Origin of the sequence: Streptomyces sp. NBC_01275 (assembly GCF_026340655.1) — a bacterium.
Lineage (GTDB): Bacteria > Actinomycetota > Actinomycetes > Streptomycetales > Streptomycetaceae > Streptomyces.
In genome coordinates, this window is record NZ_JAPEOZ010000001.1 from 3,392,730 (window position 1) to 3,411,759 (window position 19,030).

At 71.6% G+C, this 19,030-nt stretch carries 20 protein-coding genes and 1 tRNA gene; 8 read left to right on the forward strand and 13 right to left on the reverse strand.

Translation table 11 applies throughout. The features are described 5' to 3' along the window. The first annotated feature begins 50 nt into the window (after positions 1–50). The gene (locus OG562_RS14805; RefSeq protein ID WP_266397524.1) at positions 51–1,715 is read left to right on the forward strand and encodes an FHA domain-containing protein; all 1,665 of its coding nucleotides are present in this window, start codon (positions 51–53) and stop codon (positions 1,713–1,715) included. A 37-nt stretch (positions 1,716–1,752) separates the two neighbouring features. Here OG562_RS14805 and OG562_RS14810 read toward each other — a convergent pair whose 3' ends face one another. Beyond that, positions 1,753–2,832 (reverse strand): methyltransferase domain-containing protein, encoded by a 1,080-nt coding sequence (locus OG562_RS14810; protein ID WP_266397525.1) that lies wholly within the window; start codon positions 2,830–2,832, stop codon positions 1,753–1,755. A gap of 135 nt (positions 2,833–2,967) precedes the next feature. On the opposite strand from OG562_RS14810, the gene OG562_RS14815 reads away from it, so the two are divergent. After that, positions 2,968–3,384, forward strand: coding sequence for a globin (locus tag OG562_RS14815; protein ID WP_266397527.1), 417 nt, complete (start codon positions 2,968–2,970; stop codon positions 3,382–3,384). A 15-nt stretch (positions 3,385–3,399) separates the two neighbouring features. On the opposite strand, the gene OG562_RS14820 is transcribed toward OG562_RS14815, so the two are convergent. From OG562_RS14820 to OG562_RS14835, 4 genes are all read right to left on the reverse strand, one after another. After that, positions 3,400–4,089 carry a hypothetical protein gene (locus OG562_RS14820; RefSeq protein ID WP_266397528.1) on the reverse strand — a complete coding sequence of 230 codons (690 nt, stop codon included), beginning with the start codon at positions 4,087–4,089 and terminating at the stop codon, positions 3,400–3,402. After that, positions 4,086–4,496, reverse strand: coding sequence for a thioesterase family protein (locus OG562_RS14825; RefSeq protein WP_266397529.1), 411 nt, complete (start codon positions 4,494–4,496; stop codon positions 4,086–4,088). Before OG562_RS14825 ends, OG562_RS14820 begins: the two co-directional genes overlap by 4 nt. A 6-nt stretch (positions 4,497–4,502) precedes the next feature. Beyond that, a complete protein-coding gene (ettA, locus tag OG562_RS14830) occupies positions 4,503–6,167 on the reverse strand; it encodes an energy-dependent translational throttle protein EttA (RefSeq protein ID WP_266397531.1) in 1,665 nt (554 codons plus the stop codon). A gap of 353 nt (positions 6,168–6,520) precedes the next feature. Further along, positions 6,521–6,991 carry an ArsI/CadI family heavy metal resistance metalloenzyme gene (locus tag OG562_RS14835; protein WP_266397532.1) on the reverse strand — a complete coding sequence of 157 codons (471 nt, stop codon included), beginning with the start codon at positions 6,989–6,991 and terminating at the stop codon, positions 6,521–6,523. Positions 6,992–7,070: 79 nt separating this feature from the next. On the opposite strand from OG562_RS14835, the gene OG562_RS14840 reads away from it, so the two are divergent. From OG562_RS14840 to OG562_RS14860, 5 genes are all read left to right on the forward strand, one after another. Then, on the forward strand, positions 7,071–7,451 hold the full coding sequence (locus OG562_RS14840; protein WP_266397533.1) for a helix-turn-helix transcriptional regulator: 381 nt from the start codon (positions 7,071–7,073) through the stop codon (positions 7,449–7,451). Next, the gene (locus tag OG562_RS14845; RefSeq protein WP_266397534.1) at positions 7,448–8,209 is read left to right on the forward strand and encodes an MIP/aquaporin family protein; all 762 of its coding nucleotides are present in this window, start codon (positions 7,448–7,450) and stop codon (positions 8,207–8,209) included. Before OG562_RS14840 ends, OG562_RS14845 begins: the two co-directional genes overlap by 4 nt. A gap of 27 nt (positions 8,210–8,236) precedes the next feature. Beyond that, entirely contained in the window at positions 8,237–8,659 is a 423-nt protein-coding gene (locus tag OG562_RS14850; protein ID WP_266397535.1) for an arsenate reductase ArsC, read from the forward strand. Positions 8,660–8,688: 29 nt separating this feature from the next. Beyond that, positions 8,689–9,168 (forward strand): GNAT family N-acetyltransferase, encoded by a 480-nt coding sequence (locus tag OG562_RS14855; protein ID WP_266409268.1) that lies wholly within the window; start codon positions 8,689–8,691, stop codon positions 9,166–9,168. Positions 9,169–9,267: 99 nt separating this feature from the next. Then, a complete protein-coding gene (locus OG562_RS14860) occupies positions 9,268–9,735 on the forward strand; it encodes a hypothetical protein (protein ID WP_266397536.1) in 468 nt (155 codons plus the stop codon). 606 nt (positions 9,736–10,341) lie between these two features. Here the strand turns inward: OG562_RS14860 and OG562_RS14865 are convergent. From OG562_RS14865 to OG562_RS14890, 6 genes are all read right to left on the reverse strand, one after another. Next, a complete protein-coding gene (locus tag OG562_RS14865; protein ID WP_266397538.1) occupies positions 10,342–10,563 on the reverse strand; it encodes a hypothetical protein in 222 nt (73 codons plus the stop codon). Between the two features lie 87 nt (positions 10,564–10,650). Continuing rightward, positions 10,651–10,839: a hypothetical protein gene (locus OG562_RS14870; protein ID WP_266397539.1), complete on the reverse strand. Its 189-nt coding sequence runs from the start codon at positions 10,837–10,839 to the stop codon at positions 10,651–10,653. A gap of 45 nt (positions 10,840–10,884) precedes the next feature. Further along, on the reverse strand, positions 10,885–12,297 hold the full coding sequence (locus OG562_RS14875; RefSeq protein ID WP_266397541.1) for a TQXA domain-containing protein: 1,413 nt from the start codon (positions 12,295–12,297) through the stop codon (positions 10,885–10,887). Between the two features lie 275 nt (positions 12,298–12,572). After that, positions 12,573–13,055: a single-stranded DNA-binding protein gene (locus OG562_RS14880; RefSeq protein ID WP_266397543.1), complete on the reverse strand. Its 483-nt coding sequence runs from the start codon at positions 13,053–13,055 to the stop codon at positions 12,573–12,575. Between the two features lie 276 nt (positions 13,056–13,331). Further along, entirely contained in the window at positions 13,332–15,479 is a 2,148-nt protein-coding gene (locus OG562_RS14885) for a YfjP family GTPase (protein ID WP_266397545.1), read from the reverse strand. Between the two features lie 3 nt (positions 15,480–15,482). Then, positions 15,483–17,090, reverse strand: coding sequence for a dynamin family protein (locus tag OG562_RS14890; protein WP_266397547.1), 1,608 nt, complete (start codon positions 17,088–17,090; stop codon positions 15,483–15,485). A 320-nt stretch (positions 17,091–17,410) separates the two neighbouring features. Here OG562_RS14890 and OG562_RS14895 point away from each other — a divergent pair. Next, positions 17,411–17,483 (forward strand) — tRNA-Arg (locus tag OG562_RS14895). 145 nt (positions 17,484–17,628) lie between these two features. On the opposite strand, the gene OG562_RS14900 is transcribed toward OG562_RS14895, so the two are convergent. Further along, positions 17,629–18,372: a 4'-phosphopantetheinyl transferase superfamily protein gene (locus OG562_RS14900; protein WP_266409269.1), complete on the reverse strand. Its 744-nt coding sequence runs from the start codon at positions 18,370–18,372 to the stop codon at positions 17,629–17,631. A 99-nt stretch (positions 18,373–18,471) separates the two neighbouring features. Then, a complete protein-coding gene (locus OG562_RS14905; RefSeq protein WP_069773010.1) occupies positions 18,472–18,852 on the reverse strand; it encodes an S-adenosylmethionine decarboxylase family protein in 381 nt (126 codons plus the stop codon). Between the last annotated feature and the right edge of the window lie 178 nt (positions 18,853–19,030).

Consider the following 19,030-nt stretch of genomic DNA (forward strand, 5'->3'; position numbering starts at 1 on the left):
GACCTGAACGAGCTTTTGGGACACCGAAGGAGAGAGGGGGACGCGCCGACATGCCGACCTGCCCGAACGGACACCAGTCGGGTTCCGACGACTGGTGCGAGGTCTGCGGTCACCGCATGGCCGGTGCCGTACCCCCGCCCCCTCCCCCGCCGCCCCCGACCGCGGGCGGGTACGGCTTCCCGCCGCCCCCGCCCGGCCCCGGCGGCCGTCCCGACGGCCGACACCTGTCCGGGGCGCCGAACGGCGGCGAGCCCGAGCTGTGCCCGCAGTGCCGTACGCCCCGTGAGGGCGGTGCGCCGTTCTGCGAGGAGTGCCGGTGGAACTTCCTGACCAACACGGCGACCTCGTACACCCCGGCCGCCCCGCGCCCGCCGGCGCCCGGCCCCGGCCAGGGTCCCGGCGGCCCCGACGCCCGCTTCCAGCCGCCGCCCCCGTCCTACGGCGGCGGTGACTCCTTCGAGTACCAGGGCTCCCGCCCGTCGCAGGTGAACCGTCCCGCCGAGCCGATCCCGCCGTTCGGCGGCGAGCCGTCGGGCCGCCACGGAGGCCCTCCGGGTCAGCCCGGCGGTCCCGGTCCCTTCGGGCGTGAGCCGTCGGGCCCGGGCGGGCCTGCCGGCGGTCCGGGCGGCCCCGGCGCCTACGGGCGTGAGCCGTCGGCCGACCCCTTCGGACAGGACCCCTTCGGACGGGAGCCTTCCGGTCCGGGCGGCCGTCCCGCCGACCCCTTCGGACGCGAGCCCTCGGGCCAGCCCTCGGACCCCTTCCGCCGTGACCCCTCCGGTCCGGGCGGTCCGTCCGGTCCCGCCGCCGATCCTTTCGGACGGGAGCCCGGCGGTCCGGGCGGCCGTCCCCCCGGTCCCCCGCCCGGTCGACCCGGCGGTCCTTCCGGCTTCGGCGGTCCGGACCCGCGTCCCGTGTCGCAGCCTCCCGGCCAGAACCCGCCCACCGGCGGTCCTGGCGGTTTCGGCGGTCCCGGTGGGCAGGGTGGACAGGGCGGTCCGGGCGGCCCAGGCGGCATGCCTCCCGCCCCGCAGGCCTTCCAGCGCCCCGGTCCGCAGGCCCCGCCCGGATTCCCCCCGCAGGAGACGGGCCGGCCGCCGCAGCAGGGCGGTCAACAGGGCGGTCCGCCCTTCGGCGGCGGTGACGACGACTGGGTGATCTCCCCGCCGTCGCACCAAGGCCCTGGCCAGGGCCCCGGCCAGGGCGCGCCCCGCGGTCCCGGCGGTGCGCAGGGCGGCGGTTACGGCTATCCGCAGCCCGGCACCACCCAGGCGCCGCCCCCGCCCGGACCGGCGTACTCGCAGCAGCCGGCGACCTGGACGGCGACGATAGGTCCGGACCGCGCGTACTTCATGGCGATGATGCACCGCTCGGGCCCCGAGGCCGCGGGCCTGAACCTGCCCGCGTACTCGCCCGAGCAGCAGCGCACGCTCAGCGGCAACCAGATCACCATCGGCCGCCGCCGCCACTCCACCGGCGAGACCCCCGACATAGACCTGTCGGTTCCGCCGGAGGACCCGGGCGTCTCGCACCAGCACGCGGTGCTCGTCCAGCAGCCGGACGGCACCTGGGCGGTCGTGGACCAGAACTCCACGAACGGCACGACGGTCAACAACGGCGAAGAACCGATCCAGCCGTTCGTCCCGGTACCGCTCCAGGACGGCGACCGGGTGCACGTGGGCGCCTGGACGACGATCACGATCCGGCGCGGCTAGGACCTGACTTCGCGTCTAGGACCCGGCGAGGACACGGCTAGGACCTGGCTTCGAGGGCTTCGCGGCTGGACGAGCCCGGCAGGGGCCAGGTGTACGGCCCCTCGGGCTCGTCCAGCCACGCCCACGCGTGATCGGCGTCGACCGTGATGCCGTAGCGCTGCCGGTCGGGCCTGCCCTCGCGCTCCCACAGGGCGTGGGCCTCCTGGGGGTCGAGGGCGCCTCGGGTGAGGGACAGCAGGAAGCGGAAGCGGTCGCTCTCGCGGGCCCAGTGCGGGACCCCGGCGAGGGCGACCGGCTCGGGCAAGGGCCGGCTCTCCCCGCGCAGGGGCACGAAGTAGGCGGGCGTGTGCAGGAAGCGGCCCTCGGCGTGCCCGGCGTCCCGGACGGTCAGCACGACCAGGCCGGTGGCCAGCGGGGTCAGGATCAGGGCCCCCGGTCGGCTCTGGGCGAGCCAGGGGCGCGGGATCGACGCCAGCTGGCAGGTCGCCATGATCCGGTCGAAGGGGGCCCGCTCCGGCGCCCCGCTCGCCCCGTCGCCGACCACGACCGCCGGGCGGTGTCCGGCGGTGGCGAGATGACTGCGTGCGGACTCGGCGATCTCCGGGTCCAGGTCGACGGTCGTGACGTTCTCGTCGCCGAGCCGGTACGCCAGCAGCGCCGCGTTGTAACCGGTTCCGGCGCCGATCTCCAGGACCCGGTCGCCGTCCTCGACCCGCAGCTCGGCCAGCATCAGCGCCATCAGCGAGGGCTGGCTGCTGGAGGAGAGCAGCTCGCCGTCGCGCAGTCGGGTCGCCAGCGGGGTGTCCTCGTAGGCGCCGCGCATCCAGCGCTCACGGGTGCGCGGGTCGGGGCTCTCGCCCCAGATCCGCTGGTAGCCGCCGACTCCGCTGACGTAGTAGTACGGCACGAACAGATGGCGCGGGACCGTCGCGAAGGCCTCCCGCCAGCGCGGGTCGCCGGCGAACGCCCCGCTCGCCTCGATCGCGCGCACGAGCGCTGCCCGCGCCGAGTCGGCGAGGTCGTCGAGGTCGGCGAGGTGTTCGCCGCCCTTGTCGTCCTTGCCGTACTTGCCGTACTTGCCGTACGTGCCGTCCTTGCCGAGCGCATGCGGACCCATGACTCCACTGTGCGCTGGGAGGAGGCGGGAAGCGAGCGCCCGTTCGCCGGTGGTGCCCCGGTGGTCCGCCGGTGGTGCGCCGGTGGTGCGCCGGTGGTCCTAAGCCTTCGGTCCTCCGTCTTCCCGTCTGAGACCATGGGGGACGTGAAAGAGATTCGGCGCGGCACGCTTCAGGAGCAGACCTTCTACGAGCAGGTCGGCGGGGAGGAGACCTTCCGCCGACTGGTCCACCGTTTCTACGAGGGAGTGGCCGAGGACCCGATCCTGCGGCCCATGTATCCCGAGGAGGACCTGGGCCCGGCCGAGGAGCGTTTCGCGCTGTTCCTGATGCAGTACTGGGGCGGTCCGACGACGTACAGCGAGAACCGCGGCCATCCGCGGCTGCGCATGCGTCACGCGCCCTTCGCCGTCGACCGGGCCGCGCACGACGCCTGGCTGACGCACATGCGGGTCGCCGTCGACGAGCTCGGCCTCTCCGAGGAGCACGAGCGGACGCTGTGGAACTACCTGACGTACGCGGCGGCTTCGATGGTGAACACGGCCGAGCAGTGACCCGCCCGGCGGCCGTCAGCGGACGCTGAGGTCGAAGCCGCCGAGCCCTGCCCGCCGTACGGCGACGGATCCGTAGGGCGTCCGCAGCCGGAGCCAGGCTCCGGAGGAGAACAGACCGGCGACTTCGGTACCCGCTCCCGGAGCTTCGGCCGGGCGCAGGAAGCCCAGGGACTGCGCCGCGTGCACGGCGCGCACGGGAAGGCCGGTGTCGCCGACCGTCCGGGACCAGATCTCCCGACCGATGCGGTCGAGTTCGGCCCGGGTACGGCGTTCTGCCGTCAACTCCTCAGTGCGGCCCCGGAATTCGGCGACGGCCGCGCCGACCATCGCGCGCAGCGCGTCCGGCGCGGGCAGCCCCTCCTCGGGCCGCCACCCGCCCCGGGGCGGCAGCACACCGGCCCACGGCGGCCCGGTCACCGTGCCGGGCACCCCGGCCGTGGCCGCGAGCTCGTCCACCGTCTCCAGCAGCTCGCCCGCGGACACGGTGACGTCCAGCGTGACGTCGAGCCCGTTCTCGTACGGCTTGGCCAGCCGTACCGTGCGGATGGCGAGCACCTCGAAGGACGGCGGGCGGCCGAAGACGGCGAGCGCGGTGCCGGCCGCCTGCAGCCGGACCGCTGCTCCACGGTCGTAGTGGAGCAGCCGGGAGAGGAAGGCCGCGAGGTCCGCCGCCTCCCCCTCGTCGGCGAGGTGCAGCACCGTCATGCGGCGACGGCCTTCTCGGCGTCGTCCCGGTACTCCTGAAGGAACTCGCGCTCCTCGCCCGTGAGCCGGCGCGGCCGCTCGGCCTCGAAGTCGAACGGCACGACCACCGTCGAGGCACGGACGTAGACCTGGTCGCCGTCCTTCACCTCGTAGGTGATGGTGAAGGACGCCGCCCTTATCTCCGTGATCCACAGCTCGATGTCCACGGGCGTGTGCCGGTGGACGAGCTGCCGCTTGTAGTCGATCTCGTGGCGTGCCACCACGGACCCCTGCTTGAAGTCCTTCTCCGGACGGAACAGGAAGTCGATACGGGCTTCCTCCAGGTAGCGGAGGAAGACCACGTTGTTGACGTGGCCGTACGCGTCCATGTCCGCCCAGCGCAGTGGGCAGCGGTAGATGTGCCGCAAGATCGATCAGCCCCGGGTCAGCTTCTTGTAGGTGGCACGGTGCGGACGCGCGGCGTCGGCGCCGAGTCGCTCGACCTTGTTCTTCTCGTACGACTCGAAGTTGCCCTCGAACCAGAACCACTTGGAGTCGCCCTCGTAGGCGAGGATGTGCGTCGCGACTCGGTCCAGGAACCAGCGGTCGTGGGAGACGACCACGGCCGCGCCCGGGAACTCCAGCAGCGCGTTCTCGAGGGAGGACAGGGTCTCCACGTCGAGGTCGTTGGTCGGCTCGTCGAGGAGGAGCAGGTTGCCGCCCTGCTTGAGAGTGAGCGCGAGGTTGAGGCGGTTGCGCTCGCCGCCGGAGAGGACGCCGGCCGGCTTCTGCTGGTCGGGGCCCTTGAAGCCGAAGGCGGAGACGTAGGCGCGGGACGGCATCTCGACCTGGCCCACGTTGATGTAGTCCAGCTCGTCGCTGACCACGGCCCACAGGGACTTCTTCGGGTCGATGTTCTCGCGGCTCTGGTCGACGTAGGAGATCTTGACGGTCTCGCCGACCTTGATCGAACCGGAGTCCGGGGTCTCCAGACCCTGGATCATCTTGAAGAGGGTGGTCTTGCCGGCGCCGTTCGGGCCGATGACGCCGACGATGCCGTTACGCGGCAACGTGAAGGAGAGGTCGTCGATGAGGACCTTGTCGCCGAACGCCTTGGAGAGGCCGGTGACCTCCACGACGACGGAGCCCAGACGCGGGCCCGGCGGGATCTGGATCTCCTCGAAGTCCAGCTTCCGCATCTTGTCCGCCTCGGCGGCCATCTCCTCGTAGCGGGACAGACGCGCCTTGGACTTGGCCTGACGCCCCTTGGCGTTGGAGCGAACCCACTCCAGCTCTTCCTTGAGCCGCTTCGCCCGCTTGGCGTCCTTCTGGCCCTCGACCTTGAGGCGGGAGGCCTTCTTGTCGAGGTACGTGGAGTAGTTGCCCTCGTAGGGGTGCGCGCGGCCGCGGTCGAGCTCGAGGATCCACTCGGCGACGTTGTCGAGGAAGTACCGGTCGTGGGTGACGGCGACGACGGTGCCGGGGTACTTGGCGAGGTGCTGCTCCAGCCACTGCACGGACTCGGCGTCCAGGTGGTTGGTGGGCTCGTCGAGCAGCAGCAGGTCGGGGGCCTCCAGCAGCAGCTTGCACAGCGCCACGCGGCGGCGCTCACCGCCGGAGAGGTTGGTGACGGCCCAGTCGCCGGGCGGGCAGCCCAGGGCGTCCATGGCCTGCTCGAGCTGGGTGTCCAGGTCCCACGCGTTGGCGTGGTCGAGGTCCTCCTGGAGCTTGCCCATCTCGTCGAGCAGCGCGTCGGAGTAGTCGGTCGCCATCAGCTCGGCGACCTCGTTGAAGCGCTTGAGCTTGCCCATGATCTCGGCGGCGCCGTCCTGCACGTTCTCCAGGACCGTCTTGGACTCGTCGAGCGGCGGCTCCTGGAGCAGCATCCCGACGCTGTAGCCGGGCGACAGGAACGCGTCACCGTTGGAGGGCTGCTCGAGCCCCGCCATGATCTTGAGAACGGTGGACTTACCGGCACCGTTAGGTCCGACCACACCGATCTTCGCGCCGGGCAGGAAGCTCAGCGTCACGTCGTCAAGGATCACCTTGTCGCCGTGTGCCTTGCGTGTCTTGCGCATGGTGTAGATGTACTCAGCCAAGAGAAACCGTCCGGCAGCTTGAAATCTGGCAGTGGGCAGATACACCCCATCTTGCCTGAGGTCTACCCCCGGGTGTTAACCCGATTGGCGGGGGACGGCTGACCTGGGGGTTCGATGTTTACGGCGGCGGGTCGTCTGTCACTGTCGGTCGTCGGCGAGTGACCTCGGGGGACGCCGGCCGGCCCTGGGACGGCCCGGCACGGCAACCGGCCCGAGCCCCATGGCGATGTCAGCGCCGGCGACCGGCGACCGGCCCGCCTTCGCGGTCCGGGAGGACGGACGCCCGACCCCCTCCCTGAGCCTGTCACCGGACAGCGGCACCATCGAGAACAACGGCGAACCGCTCCCCTTCGTCAGCCGCAGCCGCAGCCTGTTGCTGCAGGAAGCTCGTCCGTGGCCTGGCTGGTGCAGCAGCCGTCGCCGGTGGCGTCCGGGGCGGCGCTCTTGCCGAGGGTGTCGGCGTGGGCCTTGACCACGTAGACCTCCCAGGGCTCCTTGCCGGGGCCATGGACCCACACCTTGTCCTGGAGGGCGTAGCAGCAGGAGGTGTCGTTCTCCTCGAAGGTGGCCAGGCCGGCGTCCTTCAGGCGGCTGGTGGCCGCGTTGACCTGGTCGGTGGACTCCACCTCGACGCCGAGGTGGTCGAGGCGGGTTTCCTCGCCGGGCTCGCCTTCGATCAGGACGAGCTTGAGCGGGGGCTCGGCGATGGCGAAGTTGGCGTAGCCCTCGCGCCGCTTGGCCGGTTCGGTGCCGAAGAGCTTCGTGTAGAAGGTGATCGACGCTTCGAGGTCGCTGACGCGCAGGGCGAGCTGGGCACGGGACATGGCACGATTCCCATCTGCTTGCATTGATGTCTGTCGATACAAGCTTGCGTCTTGAATCGAAAAACGTCAACATAGAAGCATGTCGAAGCAAGAACTCGTGGTCCTCGGCCAGGACACGGCAGACGGTGCCTGCTGCTCGGCGTCCCTGGCCGCCCCGTTGGGCGAGGAACAAGCGGCCGACCTGGCGAAGACCTTCAAGGCGCTGGGTGACCCGGTCCGGCTGCGCCTGCTGTCCATGATCGCTTCGCGTGCGGGCGGCGAGGTGTGCGTATGCGACCTGACCCCGGCGTTCGATCTGTCCCAACCGACGATCTCGCACCACCTCAAGCTGCTCCGGCAGGCGGGCCTGATCGACTGCGAGCGTCGCGGCACCTGGGTCTACTACTGGGTCTTGCCCGACGCCTTCGACCGGCTGGCCACCTTCCTGCAGACCTCGCAGACAGCGGAGGCGACCGCGTGAGCCCCACGCTGAGCCGTCGGGTCCTGGCCGAGGGCGTGGGCTCAGCGGCCCTGGTCGCGGTGGTGGTCGGTTCCGGCATCCAGGCCACCGAGCTCACCGATGACGTCGGCGTTCAGTTGCTGGCCAACTCGCTCGCCACCGTGTTCGGGCTGGGCGTCCTGATCACGCTGTTCGGCCCGGTCTCGGGAGCGCACTTCAACCCCGTCGTCACGCTCGTGGCCTGGTTCACCGGCCGCCGCACCCCCGGTGGCCCGTCCCTCCGGGACGTGGCCGCGTACATCCCTGCCCAGACCGCCGGAGCGATCGGCGGCGCCGTCCTGGCCGACGCCATGTTCGCCAGGCCCCTGGTGCAGTGGTCCACCCATGACCGCTCCGCCGGTCACCTGTGGCTCGGCGAGCTGGTCGCGACCGCAGGGCTCGTCCTGCTGATCTTCGGGCTCGGGCGCTCGGGCCGCGCCCACCTCGCACCGGCCGCCGTGGCGTCCTACATCGGTGCGGCGTACTGGTTCACGTCCTCCACATCCTTCGCCAACCCTGCCGTCACCATCGGTCGCGCCTTCACGGACACCTTCGCCGGCATCGCGCCGGCCTCGGTCGGGCCGTTCGTCGCAGCGCAGATCGCCGGTGCCGTACTCGGCCTGGGGCTGACGGCCGCCGTGTTCGCCGCCCACCCCGCCCCGGCCCCTACCGCCCCGGCCCCTACCGGCACGGTTCTCGCCCAGGGCGAACCCGGACTCGCCGCTCCCTCCAGTTCCTGACCCACGCCGCTCAGAAAGAGACCCGCCGTGACCACACCCGCCGAGCGCCCGTCCGTCCTGTTCGTCTGCGTCCACAACGCCGGACGCTCACAGATGGCCGCCGCCTTCCTCACCCACCTGGCGGGCGACCGCGTCCAGGTGCGCTCCGCCGGTTCCGCCCCCGCCGACACCGTCAACCCCGCCGTCGTCGAAGCCATGACCGAGGCGGGTATCGACATCTCCGCCGAGGTCCCCAAGGTGCTCACCGTGGAGGCGGTACAGGCGTCCGACGTCGTGATCACGATGGGCTGCGGCGACACCTGCCCCTTCTTCCCCGGCAAGCGCTACCTCGACTGGGAGCTCCCCGACCCCGCCGGGCAGGGAGTCGAAGCCGTCCGCCCCATCCGAGACGAGATCGAGAAGCGGATTCGCGCCCTGGTCGACGAGATCGCCCCGGAGAGCCGGCCGTGAGCACGGCGGGCGAAATCCACATCACCACGATGGCGGCCGAGCATACGGACGAGATCCTGACGATCTACCGACTCGGCATCGACGAGGGCGACGCCACCTTCGAGACCACCGCTCCCACCTGGGCAGAGTTCGACGCCGCCAAGCTGCCCCAACACCGGCACGTGGCTCTCGGCGATGCCGGCAGGGTGCTGGGCTGGGTCGCCGCGGCGCCGGTCTCCGATCGGTGCGCGCATGCCGGCGTCGTCGAGCACTCGGTGTACGTCCACCCGGCCGCACGTGGTCACGGCGTCGGTGCCGCACTGCTCCGCCAACTGATCATGTCCACCGAAGCCGCGGGCATCTGGACGATCCAATCCGGCGTCTTTCCCGAGAACACCGCCAGCCTCGCCCTCCACCGAAAGGCGGGATTCCGCGTGATCGGGACCCGCGAACGCATCGGCCGACACCGAGGCGCATGGCGCGACGTCGTACTGCTCGAGCGCCGGAGCCCTGTCGTCGGAACTGTCTAGCGCCCTCCGAGGTCGGCGTCTCATCGCCATGCTCCCCCACCTGTTGCTCGTCGTCCGCCCTGAACGACAATGCGCCCACGAAGCGACGAGGGGGGCAGCGTGGAACGAGACCTCGCGAGGGTCTGGTGGGTGGGACTCGCTCTGTCTGCTCTGGTGCTCGGCGCACTGGGGCCGATGACCGGATACGACGGCAACTTTCTGTCAGTGGTGATGCTGGCGTGCCTCACGGCCATCGCCGGTGTGGTCCCCACCCATGCTCTCGTCTTCAGGTGGCTGGGGAAACGCGATCGTCGCGTCCCCGGATGGATCGCCTACCTGGCTGCCGCCGTGGTGTCGTCGGTCGCCCTCTCGCTGCTGACCTCGCTGATCCTCATCGGTCTGCCTCACGCCTGGGAGACGGCGGTGTCGTGGAGCGACATCCGGCTGCGCACGACATGGATTGCCGGCGTCCTCGTCCCGGCCGCCGTCGGCACCCATCTGGTGATCCGCCTCTGGCGCCGCCTCGAGTCCCGAACGTATGGCGGCGACCGCCCCCGCTCCTCGGGGCGTGGTGGCGAGCACCGTTGACCCGGCCGGTGGGCGGCTGTGCGCCGGCGGGACGTACCAGCGGCCGGCCACATGAGCTGGTGACCGGCGGTGGTGCGCGGGGGCGTTTCCCCGCACTCGTGGTCTGATGTTCGACCCGGGCCGACCGCCCCGGGCTGTAGTGGTCCGCCATCAGCGGGTCGATGTCCCCGTCCGGCTGCACCCTGATGTGCGGCCGGCGCCTCCCCGCCGAGGCGTCATCCGGCCCGCCACGATCGGCTCACCACGACCTGCCCGGGGCTGCCCCGCGGATCTCCCTCGCTCCCCTCCAGTCCGCAGCGGCCCCTGCGGGTGGGGGGAGAAGGGCTCGCTTCCTGCAAGCTTGCCCGTTCTCCGGAGCTAGCCTGCCTTGCGTTGGGCCGGGCTCATGGCTGAGAGGGAGGCCTGTGCGTCCTCGAGGAGGTAGGTGTCGTTCTCCCCGAAGTCCGGGGCCTGAAAGGGGTTCGTCGTCGGGGTCGGCGATGCGGTGGCGGTGGAGCTGGGTGCCCCTTCCGGGGCGGAGAACAGCGAGGTCAGGTCGATGAGAGGTCTCCCATTCGTTACAGAGCCAGGAAGGGACCTGGCGTGCCGTGACCGGGCACGGCGGTCCTACAGCTTGCTCATCTTGGCGTACGGACTCAGGATCCGCTCTTGTGCCGAGCCGAAATCCACGAGCACGGCGATTCCCTCCTCGATGCCGATCACTCGGCCGAGGCCGTACATGTCGTGTGTGACCTGGTCGCCCACGGCGAAATGCTTGGGAGACGGCGCGACCGGGGCCTTGAAGGGGCTGGTAGGCAAATAGCGCTTCGGTGCAGCTGGCTTTGTCATTGTCACCAGTATGGGCCTGCACGGGCCCCTCGCTGAAGCCGTCCGCGTCCGCTGTTCGTCACAGGCCCCGACGGCGAGGGGCGGCGGCTACCTTTTCCGGGCTCTGTACCGCTTCATGAGCGCCGTGATCCTTTCCTGGTCAGCCTGGCCGTTGAGTTCGGTCAGAAGATCGTCCGGGCACAGCTCGTAGAGGTCGCCCCACCATCGGCGTCCTCGGTTGTCCCAGATGCGGTAGCCGCCCGGCACGCCCCTGGCGACATAGCGTCTCCTGCTCACGGTCCCCCTGCCGCATGACCGTGGGCAGACAGGCCCGCCACGGCCTCAGTCCTGTGTCCCGTTCTCCTTGCGTCCCACCAGCAGCAGCGCCGCTCCGCCGATGACCACCAGGCCGATGGCGGTGCCCGCGATGAGGGGGGTCGCGCTGGAGGCGCCTGTTTCGGCGAGGTTGGTGTCGTCGGTGGAGACGCCGCCCACGGTGGCCGGGCCGGGTTCGCTGAGGGTCTGGGTGGTGAGGCCGGTTTCGTCGGCCTGGACCTGGCAGTCCAGGACGCCGGTGAAGCGGTTCTCGCTGCCCTGCAGGCCGGTGATCGTGAAGTCGTACGCCTGGTCCTCCTGGAGCGCGACCGTCACCGTCTGGGAGGCGCCCGCCGGAACGCTGTGCTCGGAGCCCATCAGCTCGAAGGTGAACGCCTCGTCGCCCTGGTTGGCCGCGGTGAGGTCCAGGCCGCCCTCGGTGCAGTTCTTCGTCACGGACAGTGCCGGTACGGCGCCCTGCTTCGCCCAGGTCGCGCTCGCCGTCGCCGACACCGTCGACTCGCTGGAGCCGGCCAGGATCTGCGTCTGGCTGCGGCTCTCGGAGGCGAAGGCGCGGCCGACCGGGACGGTGGTGGAGGCCTGGACGGTCAGCTCGGCCGAGCCGGCGTCGGCGTCGGCGGGCACGTCGAAGAACAGCTGGCTGCCGTCCTTCGCGGACGTCACGCCCGTGCCGTCCTTGCCGACGATCCGCACCCCGCTGGTGGCCGCGTCCATCGGCGGCGTCACCGTGACCGCGCTCGCGTTGGTGTGCACCGTCACCGGGCCGAGCATCTCGCCGGGGCGTCCGGCGACGGCCGGCACGTCCAGGGTCAGGGACGCCTGGGGCTCGGCCATGTCGTCGGCGGCCTTCTGCAGATAGTCCGCGAGCCGCTCGGCCTGCGGGTCGACGGCGTCGACGTCGGCGCCGTCCGAGTAGCGCCAGATGGCCACCTGGGTGCCGGCCGCCGCGTCCTGCTCGGTGAGGGCGTCGACGCCGGCCTTCCGCGCGAGCGAGGCGAGGTCGTTGACCTGGGGGTAGGAGTTCTGCAGGATCCAACGGATGCGGCCCGCGTCCTTGTTGACGCCCAGCGAGGTGCCGCTCCAGGGCGTCTCGTGGTACTTGGCGTCCTTCTGCGTGGGGTTGCGCAGATCGACGCAGTAGGTCTGCAGGGTGCCGCCGCCCTCGACGGACATCTCGAACAGGCCCGCCGAGACCTCCTGGTCCCCGCCGTCGGCGTGGATCACGGCGGCGCCGAACGTCTTGAGGCCGCCTATCGTCGCGGTGGCTCCGCCCTCGCTCTGCACCGCCGTCCCGTCGGCGACGGCCGGGCCCGCGGTGGCGAGCACGACGGCCGCGAGGCATCCGGACGCCAGCGTCGCCGCGGCGAGGCGGAGCGCCCCTCGCCCGCGCGCGAACGGCGCAGAGAACGAAGAAATCACACAATTCCCCTTCGAGTGGGACCCGTTGGTGTGGGGCGGTACGGTCCCACCAGCAGAATCAGAAGCCTCATGAGCCAAGCCCCATGAGCTACGTTCGGCATCCTAGAGACGCGGCGGACCGCGCCTCCCGGTCATCTCATCCGATCGCCGATCCGACTCGGAATCGTTATCCCCAAGATCGTCTGCGGGCAGGGCTTATCGACAAATCCACCGGGTCATCCGGAAGGAGTCCGCCGATAAGCCGTATCCCCGTCAGCTCAGGGCACTTCTTGACATCACGTCACCGCCACCGGCTCGCGCTGCTGTCGGGTCTCCCGCTCGCCTGCTGTGACATCCACGGTCGGCGTCTCCCAGTCCGGTTCCGGCTGCTGCGGTGAGCCGGCGGCCGCCGGTTCGGGCCTGCCCACGCGGCGGAAGGCCGATGTGCCCCGCGCCAGATCGTGGCCGATCGCGACGGCGTCGATGTCCGCCGACGTCCAGGTCTGCTGCCCGTCCCGGACCTCCGTGCGCACCTTCAGCCTGCCCTGCACGATCACCGGGTCCCCGACGTTCAGCGAGGCCTGCGCGTTCGTGGCCAGTTGCCGGTTGGCCCACACCGTGAAGAAGTTGGTGTGCCCGTCGGCCCAGGCGCTCTTCTCCCGGTCCCAGTAGCGCGAGGTGACCGCCAGCCGGAACCTCGCCGACGCGCCCGTCGCCAGATCCCGGTAGACCGGCCGCGTCGCCACGTTGCCCACCGCGCAGACCAGCGTCTCGTTCATAGCCAACCCCTCCCGTCGCCCGGACCGTCCCGCCGGGCGGATACGCCTACGGGCCCGTCCCGTACGGCTGCGTCTGCCGCGGCGGTCGCGTCCGCGAGGTGTCCGCCTCGCGCCGCGCACCGCCGCTCCCGCAGCGACCGCGTCCACCGCGATCGCCGTGCAGCCAGACTGCCTCCGCCGGTCCGAGCCCGCCGAGCCCTGTGGATCACCAGCCCCTTGTGGAAAACTCCGCCACCCGGACGAGTGACGCCCCGCATCCCGCGAGTGGATCACCCCTCACCGAGCACCGACCCCCGCCCCCGTCACCCGCCCGTACTGCTCCCGCACCTCCCGGTAGCGCAGCAACTCCGCGGCCACGGGGTCCAGTACGCGAGCCCGTCCGCACCCGGCGGCGGCCTCTCTCAGGCGGCGTTCCGCGTCCTGTCCGTACCGTCGGGCAGGGCCCCGCGCCGCCATCCGGCAGCTCCACTCGACGAGCGGGCCGCCGATGATGCCGGCCACCATCAGCAGCACCGGAACCCCCAGGTTCGGTGCCATCACCTGGGCGATCTGGCCGACCAGCCACAGCCCGCCGACGATCTGGAGCAGCGTCATGGACGCCTGCGCCAGCACGGCCGCCGGCCACCAGCCCGGCCTCGGCGGCCGCCCCGCAGGCAGCCCGGCCCGCACGGCCAGCTCGTCCAGCGCCTCCGGCAGCCCCTGCGACCCGCGTACGGCCGCCTCCCGCACCGCCTGTGCCCAGGGCGCGGGCAGCCCCGACGAGGCCCGGTCGGACACCGTCCGCACCGCCTGTTCCACGCGCTGGCGCGCCGTGGCCTCCTCGTCGGCCTGGGTGCGCAGGGGGATCCGTCCGGTGGGAGGGTCGCGCCGTTCCTGGTGCCAGCGCCACAGCCGCAGCCAGGGCGTCCCGCAGGCGCGGTTGGCGTTGCGCAGCCAGGCGCGTTCGGCCGCCTCGCCGGCGGCGGTGGCGCCCACCGCGTCCGCAAGCCGGGCGGCGAACTCGTCCCGGGCCTCCTCGCTGAGCCCGGTGCGCTGCCCGGTGACGTAGACGGGCCGCAGTCGGGCGGCGGCCGCGTCCACGTCGGCCGAGACCCGGCGTGCCGCGGCGCCGCGCTCCCCGACGAACTGGCCGAGCAGCTCGCGCAGTTCGCCGACGCCGTCCCCGGTGAGCGCGGACAGCGCGAGTACGGTCGCACCCGGTTCGCCGTACTCGCCGAGCGCGATGCCGTCCTCGTCGAGCAGTCGCCGCAGGTCGTCGAGGACCAGTTCGGCGGCCTCGCCGGGGAGCCGGTCGACCTGGTTGAGGACGACGAACATGACCTCCGCGTGGCCCGCCATGGGCCGCAGATAGCGCTCGTGGAGCATGGCGTCGGCGTACTTCTCGGGGTCGACGACCCAGATGACGGCGTCGACGAGCGCCAGGACGCGATCGACCTGCTCGCGGTGCTGCACGGCCGCCGAGTCGTGGTCGGGCAGGTCGATCAGGACGAGCCCGCGCAGCTGCGCCTCCGCTTCGGCGCTCTGCACCGGCCGTCTGCGCAGCCGGCCCGGGATGCCGAGCCGGTCGATGAGAGTCGCCGCGCCGTCGCTCCAACTGCACGCGATGGGCGCGGCGGTGGTCGGGCGCCGTACGCCCGTCTCCGAGATGGTCACGCCGGCCAGGGTGTTGAAGAGCTGGGACTTGCCGCTGCCCGTCGCGCCCGCGATGGCGACGACGGTGTGCTGTCCGGAGAGTCTGCGCCGGGCCGCCGCCTCGTCCAGGACCCGGCCCGCCTCGGCGAGCGTCCTGCTGTCGAGCCGGGCGCGGGAGAGTCCCACCAACTCCCGCAGCGCGTCGAGGCGGGAGCGTAGGGGGCCGTCGTAGGCGAGGGGGGTCGAGGCCAGTGCGTTGGCCGCGCTCACCCGGGTCTCCACGACGGCGGCCTGCTCTGCGGCGGCCTCGTTGACCCGGCGGGCGATCAGACCGTCGTCCCAGGCGCCGACGGATTCCGTACGGTCGTCGCCGGACTGACCGGGCTGGCTGGGCTGGCTTGGCTGGCTTGGCTGGCCGAACCGTCCGGGCTGACCGGGCTGACCGGGCTGTCTGCTGCTCCCGCGCGCGGGGACGGCCGCCGCAGAGCGTTCCTCGGCCCGTACGGGCTCCGCCTTCTGCACATCCCGGTCCCCGTCCCCGCTCCCGTCCCCGCTCCTGTCCCCGCCCGCTGAGAGCTCATCGGCGGAAGGGCCCTCTGCAGGAAGGGCGTTCGTCTCTTCGGCCTCTTCAGGGGCGGCCTCTTTGGGGGCGGCTTCCTTGGGGGCGGTGTTTTCCGCGGCCGGCTCACTGGTGTGGTCACTGCGGTCGGCATGGTCGGCGTGGTCGGCGTGGTCGGCGTGCTGCATGTGATCCCTGTTGCCCGTGTGGTCCTGGTCAGTGACGGCGGTCACCGGTCACCTCTCCTTCTGCAGTACGGACAGCGCGGCGATGAGTTCGGCCTGGGGTTCGGCGTGGACGTCGAGTCCGTCGAGGGGGGCGAGGCGGCGCTCGCGTTCGTTGTGCAGCACGCGGTCCAGGTGCTCGGCGAGCAGCCGTCCGCCCCGGTCGCGCAGCCGCAGCGCGCCGTGGGCGCCGATCCGTTCGGCGAGCCCCTCGCCCGCGGAGCGCGCCCTGCGGCCGCCCAGCAGGGCGGTGGCGACGAGGGCGGCGATGACGTCGACGTCGGGTGCGGCTCCGCGTTCCAGGGCGCGCACCTCGTCCTCGGCGTACTCCTCGAGTTCGCGCCGCCACCGTCGTACCGCCATGCCGATGCGGTGTTCGGCGCTCTCCGGTGACGGGTGGGGGTCCGCCAGCACCGGTGCGCCGGCGGCCGGTTCGCGTCGCCAGGCCTCGTCGACGCGCTCGTCGGCGGCGGTGACGGCGCACAGCAGGAGCGCGCCGAGGCTCTCCACGAGGGCGTCCAGGAGTTCGCCGGCGGTGCAGTCCAGCGGGAAGGCACGCCAGCGTTTGAGCGCGTCGCCCGCGAGCACGGCCCCGCTCTGCAGCCGGCCCCGCACGCGCGCGTACTCGCTGTCGTACGCCCCTTCGACGGCCGAGGTGAGGCGCAGTGCAGCCGCGTACTGGGCCGCGGTGGCGCTGGCCAGTTCGGGCATCCGGGCCCTGAGCGAGTCGAGGACGCCGTGGGCGGTGCGGGCGAGCGCGTTGTGGCGGGCACCGGGGTCCTGGGTGTGGTGGACGAGCCAGGTCCGCAGCGGTGCCACGGCGGAGGCCGGCAGCAGTCCGCCGCCCCAGGCGGACTCGGGCAGTTCGGGCACGGTGAAGCGCGGTACGTCGCCGAGGCCGGCCTTGGTGAGCAGCGCGCCGTACTGCCGGGACACCTCGGAGACGACCTGGTGGGGCACGCGGTCGAGGACCGTGACGAGGGCCGCGTCGTACTCCTTGGCGGTGCGCAGCAGATGCCAGGGCACGGCGTCGGCGTAGCGGGCGGCCGTGGTGACCATCACCCAGATGTCGGCGGCGCAGATCAGTTCGGCGGCGAGGACGCGGTTGTCGGCGACGAGGGAGTCGACGTCGGGCGCGTCGAGGAGGGCGAGGCCGGGCGGGAGGGTGTCGGCGGTCTCGACGCGCAGCACGCGTCTGCCGTCCTCGCCGGGCAGCAACAGGTCCTCCGCCGGCTCCTGATGGGGCACCCACACGCGCGTGAGGTCGGGCAGGACGCGCATCCCGCTGAACCAGTGATGGTCCTCCGGATGGCACACCAGCACCGGTGTCCGGGTCGTCGGCCGCAGCACGCCCGCCTCGCTGACGCGCCGTCCGACGAGGGAGTTGACGAGCGTCGACTTGCCGGCACCGGTGGATCCGCCCACGACGGCCAGCAACGGCGCTTCGGGCTGCCTGAGCCGGGGCACCAAGTAGTCGTCGAGCTGGGCGAGTAGTTCGTCGCGGTTGGCACGCGCGCGTGGCGCCCCCGCCAGGGGCAGCGGGAAGCGTGCGGCGGCGACACGGTCGCGGAGGGCGGAGAGTGCGTCGAGCAGCTGAGGCCGTACGTCCAAGGTCACCACATGCGAAGAATGCCCAATTTTAGGGGATTTATGAAGCATATAGGCATGTCTGCGCGCCGATAGGACACAAGGGACGGAAGGTGCGAGTGGGACAGAGGCACAGCCCAGGCATAACGAGTGCACAACACCCGGGGTCCGAGACGCCAAAAGCGATGCACGATTCGCACCTGCCTGCGATTATCAGGACCGCTTCACCGAACCTCCACATTGAGCCACGGAGGGGAAGCAACCGGGACAAGGAACCGGGAGCCCTATCCTTGTCCCCGGCAACGTCACGGATCAGCCCACACCCGGGCAGCACGTACGAGGCCACCACACCGGCCCCCGTAGCTCAGTGGATAGAGCAGGCGCCTTCTAAGCGCTTGGCCGCAGGTTCGAGTCCTGCCGGGGGCGCAAGTCTCCGCCCTCCCTCCGGGAGGGCTTTTTGCTGGTCAGGGCAGGTACAGGGGACGGGACGCCGCCTCTCGCGGAACCCTGCGGAGGGCATCGCGCCGGACGCGGCCACGACAACGGCCGGAAAACGCAGGCGCCCGCAGCGCTACGGCCCTCGACGGCCGTAGGCCGACACCGCCGCCGACCCGTCGTGCCGCACCAGCCGCGCCCCGCCGGCCCCCGTCGCCGCGACCGCCGCCGGATGCACGCCGTCGACGACCATGTCCGCCATGGCGAGTGGGGGCCGTACGGCGATCTGATCCGGCCAAGCGCGCACGGTCGGCGCGTGTTCGGGGGCGGACACCTCGAGGCGGCGCAGGGGCGCGCCCAGACCCACGCCGAGGGCCTTCAGGACGGCTTCCTTGCGCGTCCAGGTGCGCAGGAAGGCGAGCCGGCGTTCGGCCGGCGGGCGGGCGTACAGGGCGGCGAGTTCGGCGTCGGAGAGGGCGGTCCGCGCCGCCGTGTCGACGTCGACCGCGCCATAGGCGTCCTCGACGTCGAGGCCCACCTCCACGCCCCGGCAGACGGCGACGCCGACGACGTCACCGCTGTGCGTGACGGAGAAGCCGTACTCCGGCAGCCGCGGCGCGGCCGACCGGTCCAGCCGGACCTTGCCGTGCGGACCGCCGCAGCGCGCGCACACGCGCCGCAGCGGCACATCGGCGGGGGGTACGTCGAGAAGCTCGCCCAGGAGCAGTCGGCTGAGCGCGACGCCGAGCAGGAACCGGTCCCGGTCGCCGGGGCCGACGGTGGCCGCGTGCCGACCGCGTTCCACGGGGTCGAGCAGGTCCAGGAGACCGTCGTGGGCGTCGCCGAGGCGAGCCCACGAGACCTGCACCAAGACCTGCACCAAGACCTGTCCCGACCATCTGCACGGAGACCTGTCCCGAAACCGGCACCGAGCCGTGCACGAGAATGACCGGCGCCGGTACGGGAATTGCCGGATTTACTAGTGGACCGCGCGCAGCATGCGCGTCACGTTGATCCTGGTCGGCGAAAGGCCGAGCTCCACGCTCTGCATCATCCGCTCGCCGTTCAGCCGGCCGTAGGCCAGCAGATCGACGTTGGCCAGGCTGAATTCGGGCCAGGTGTGAATGCTCAGATGCGATGCGGAAAGCAGGAGAATGGCGGTGACCGCACCGTTCGGGAAAACGTGCGACGCCTCACCGAGTACCGTGGCGTTTCCCTTTTCGGCGGCCGTGCGCAGTACCTGGAGGAGGCGCTCCTCGTCGGTCAGGATGCTGTGGTCGCTCACCCATACGTCAACGGCATAAGAGCACAGATCGTCGACGTTTATACCCTCGGTGGCGAGGCTGGCGGAGTTGGTCATGGGGAACCGGGGGTGACGAACCTCTGCCCCCGTCTCCTTTCACATAGATCTGCGCTGGTCCGCGCGGCCGAAGAGGAAGGTCGCGAGGCCGGTAAGTGGCGCTCGGTGGTGCCCAGCGTAGCATCAGGGTCGCTCTACGGCTCGCGCGCACAGTGCGTCAAGGGGGGCGGGGGGTGTC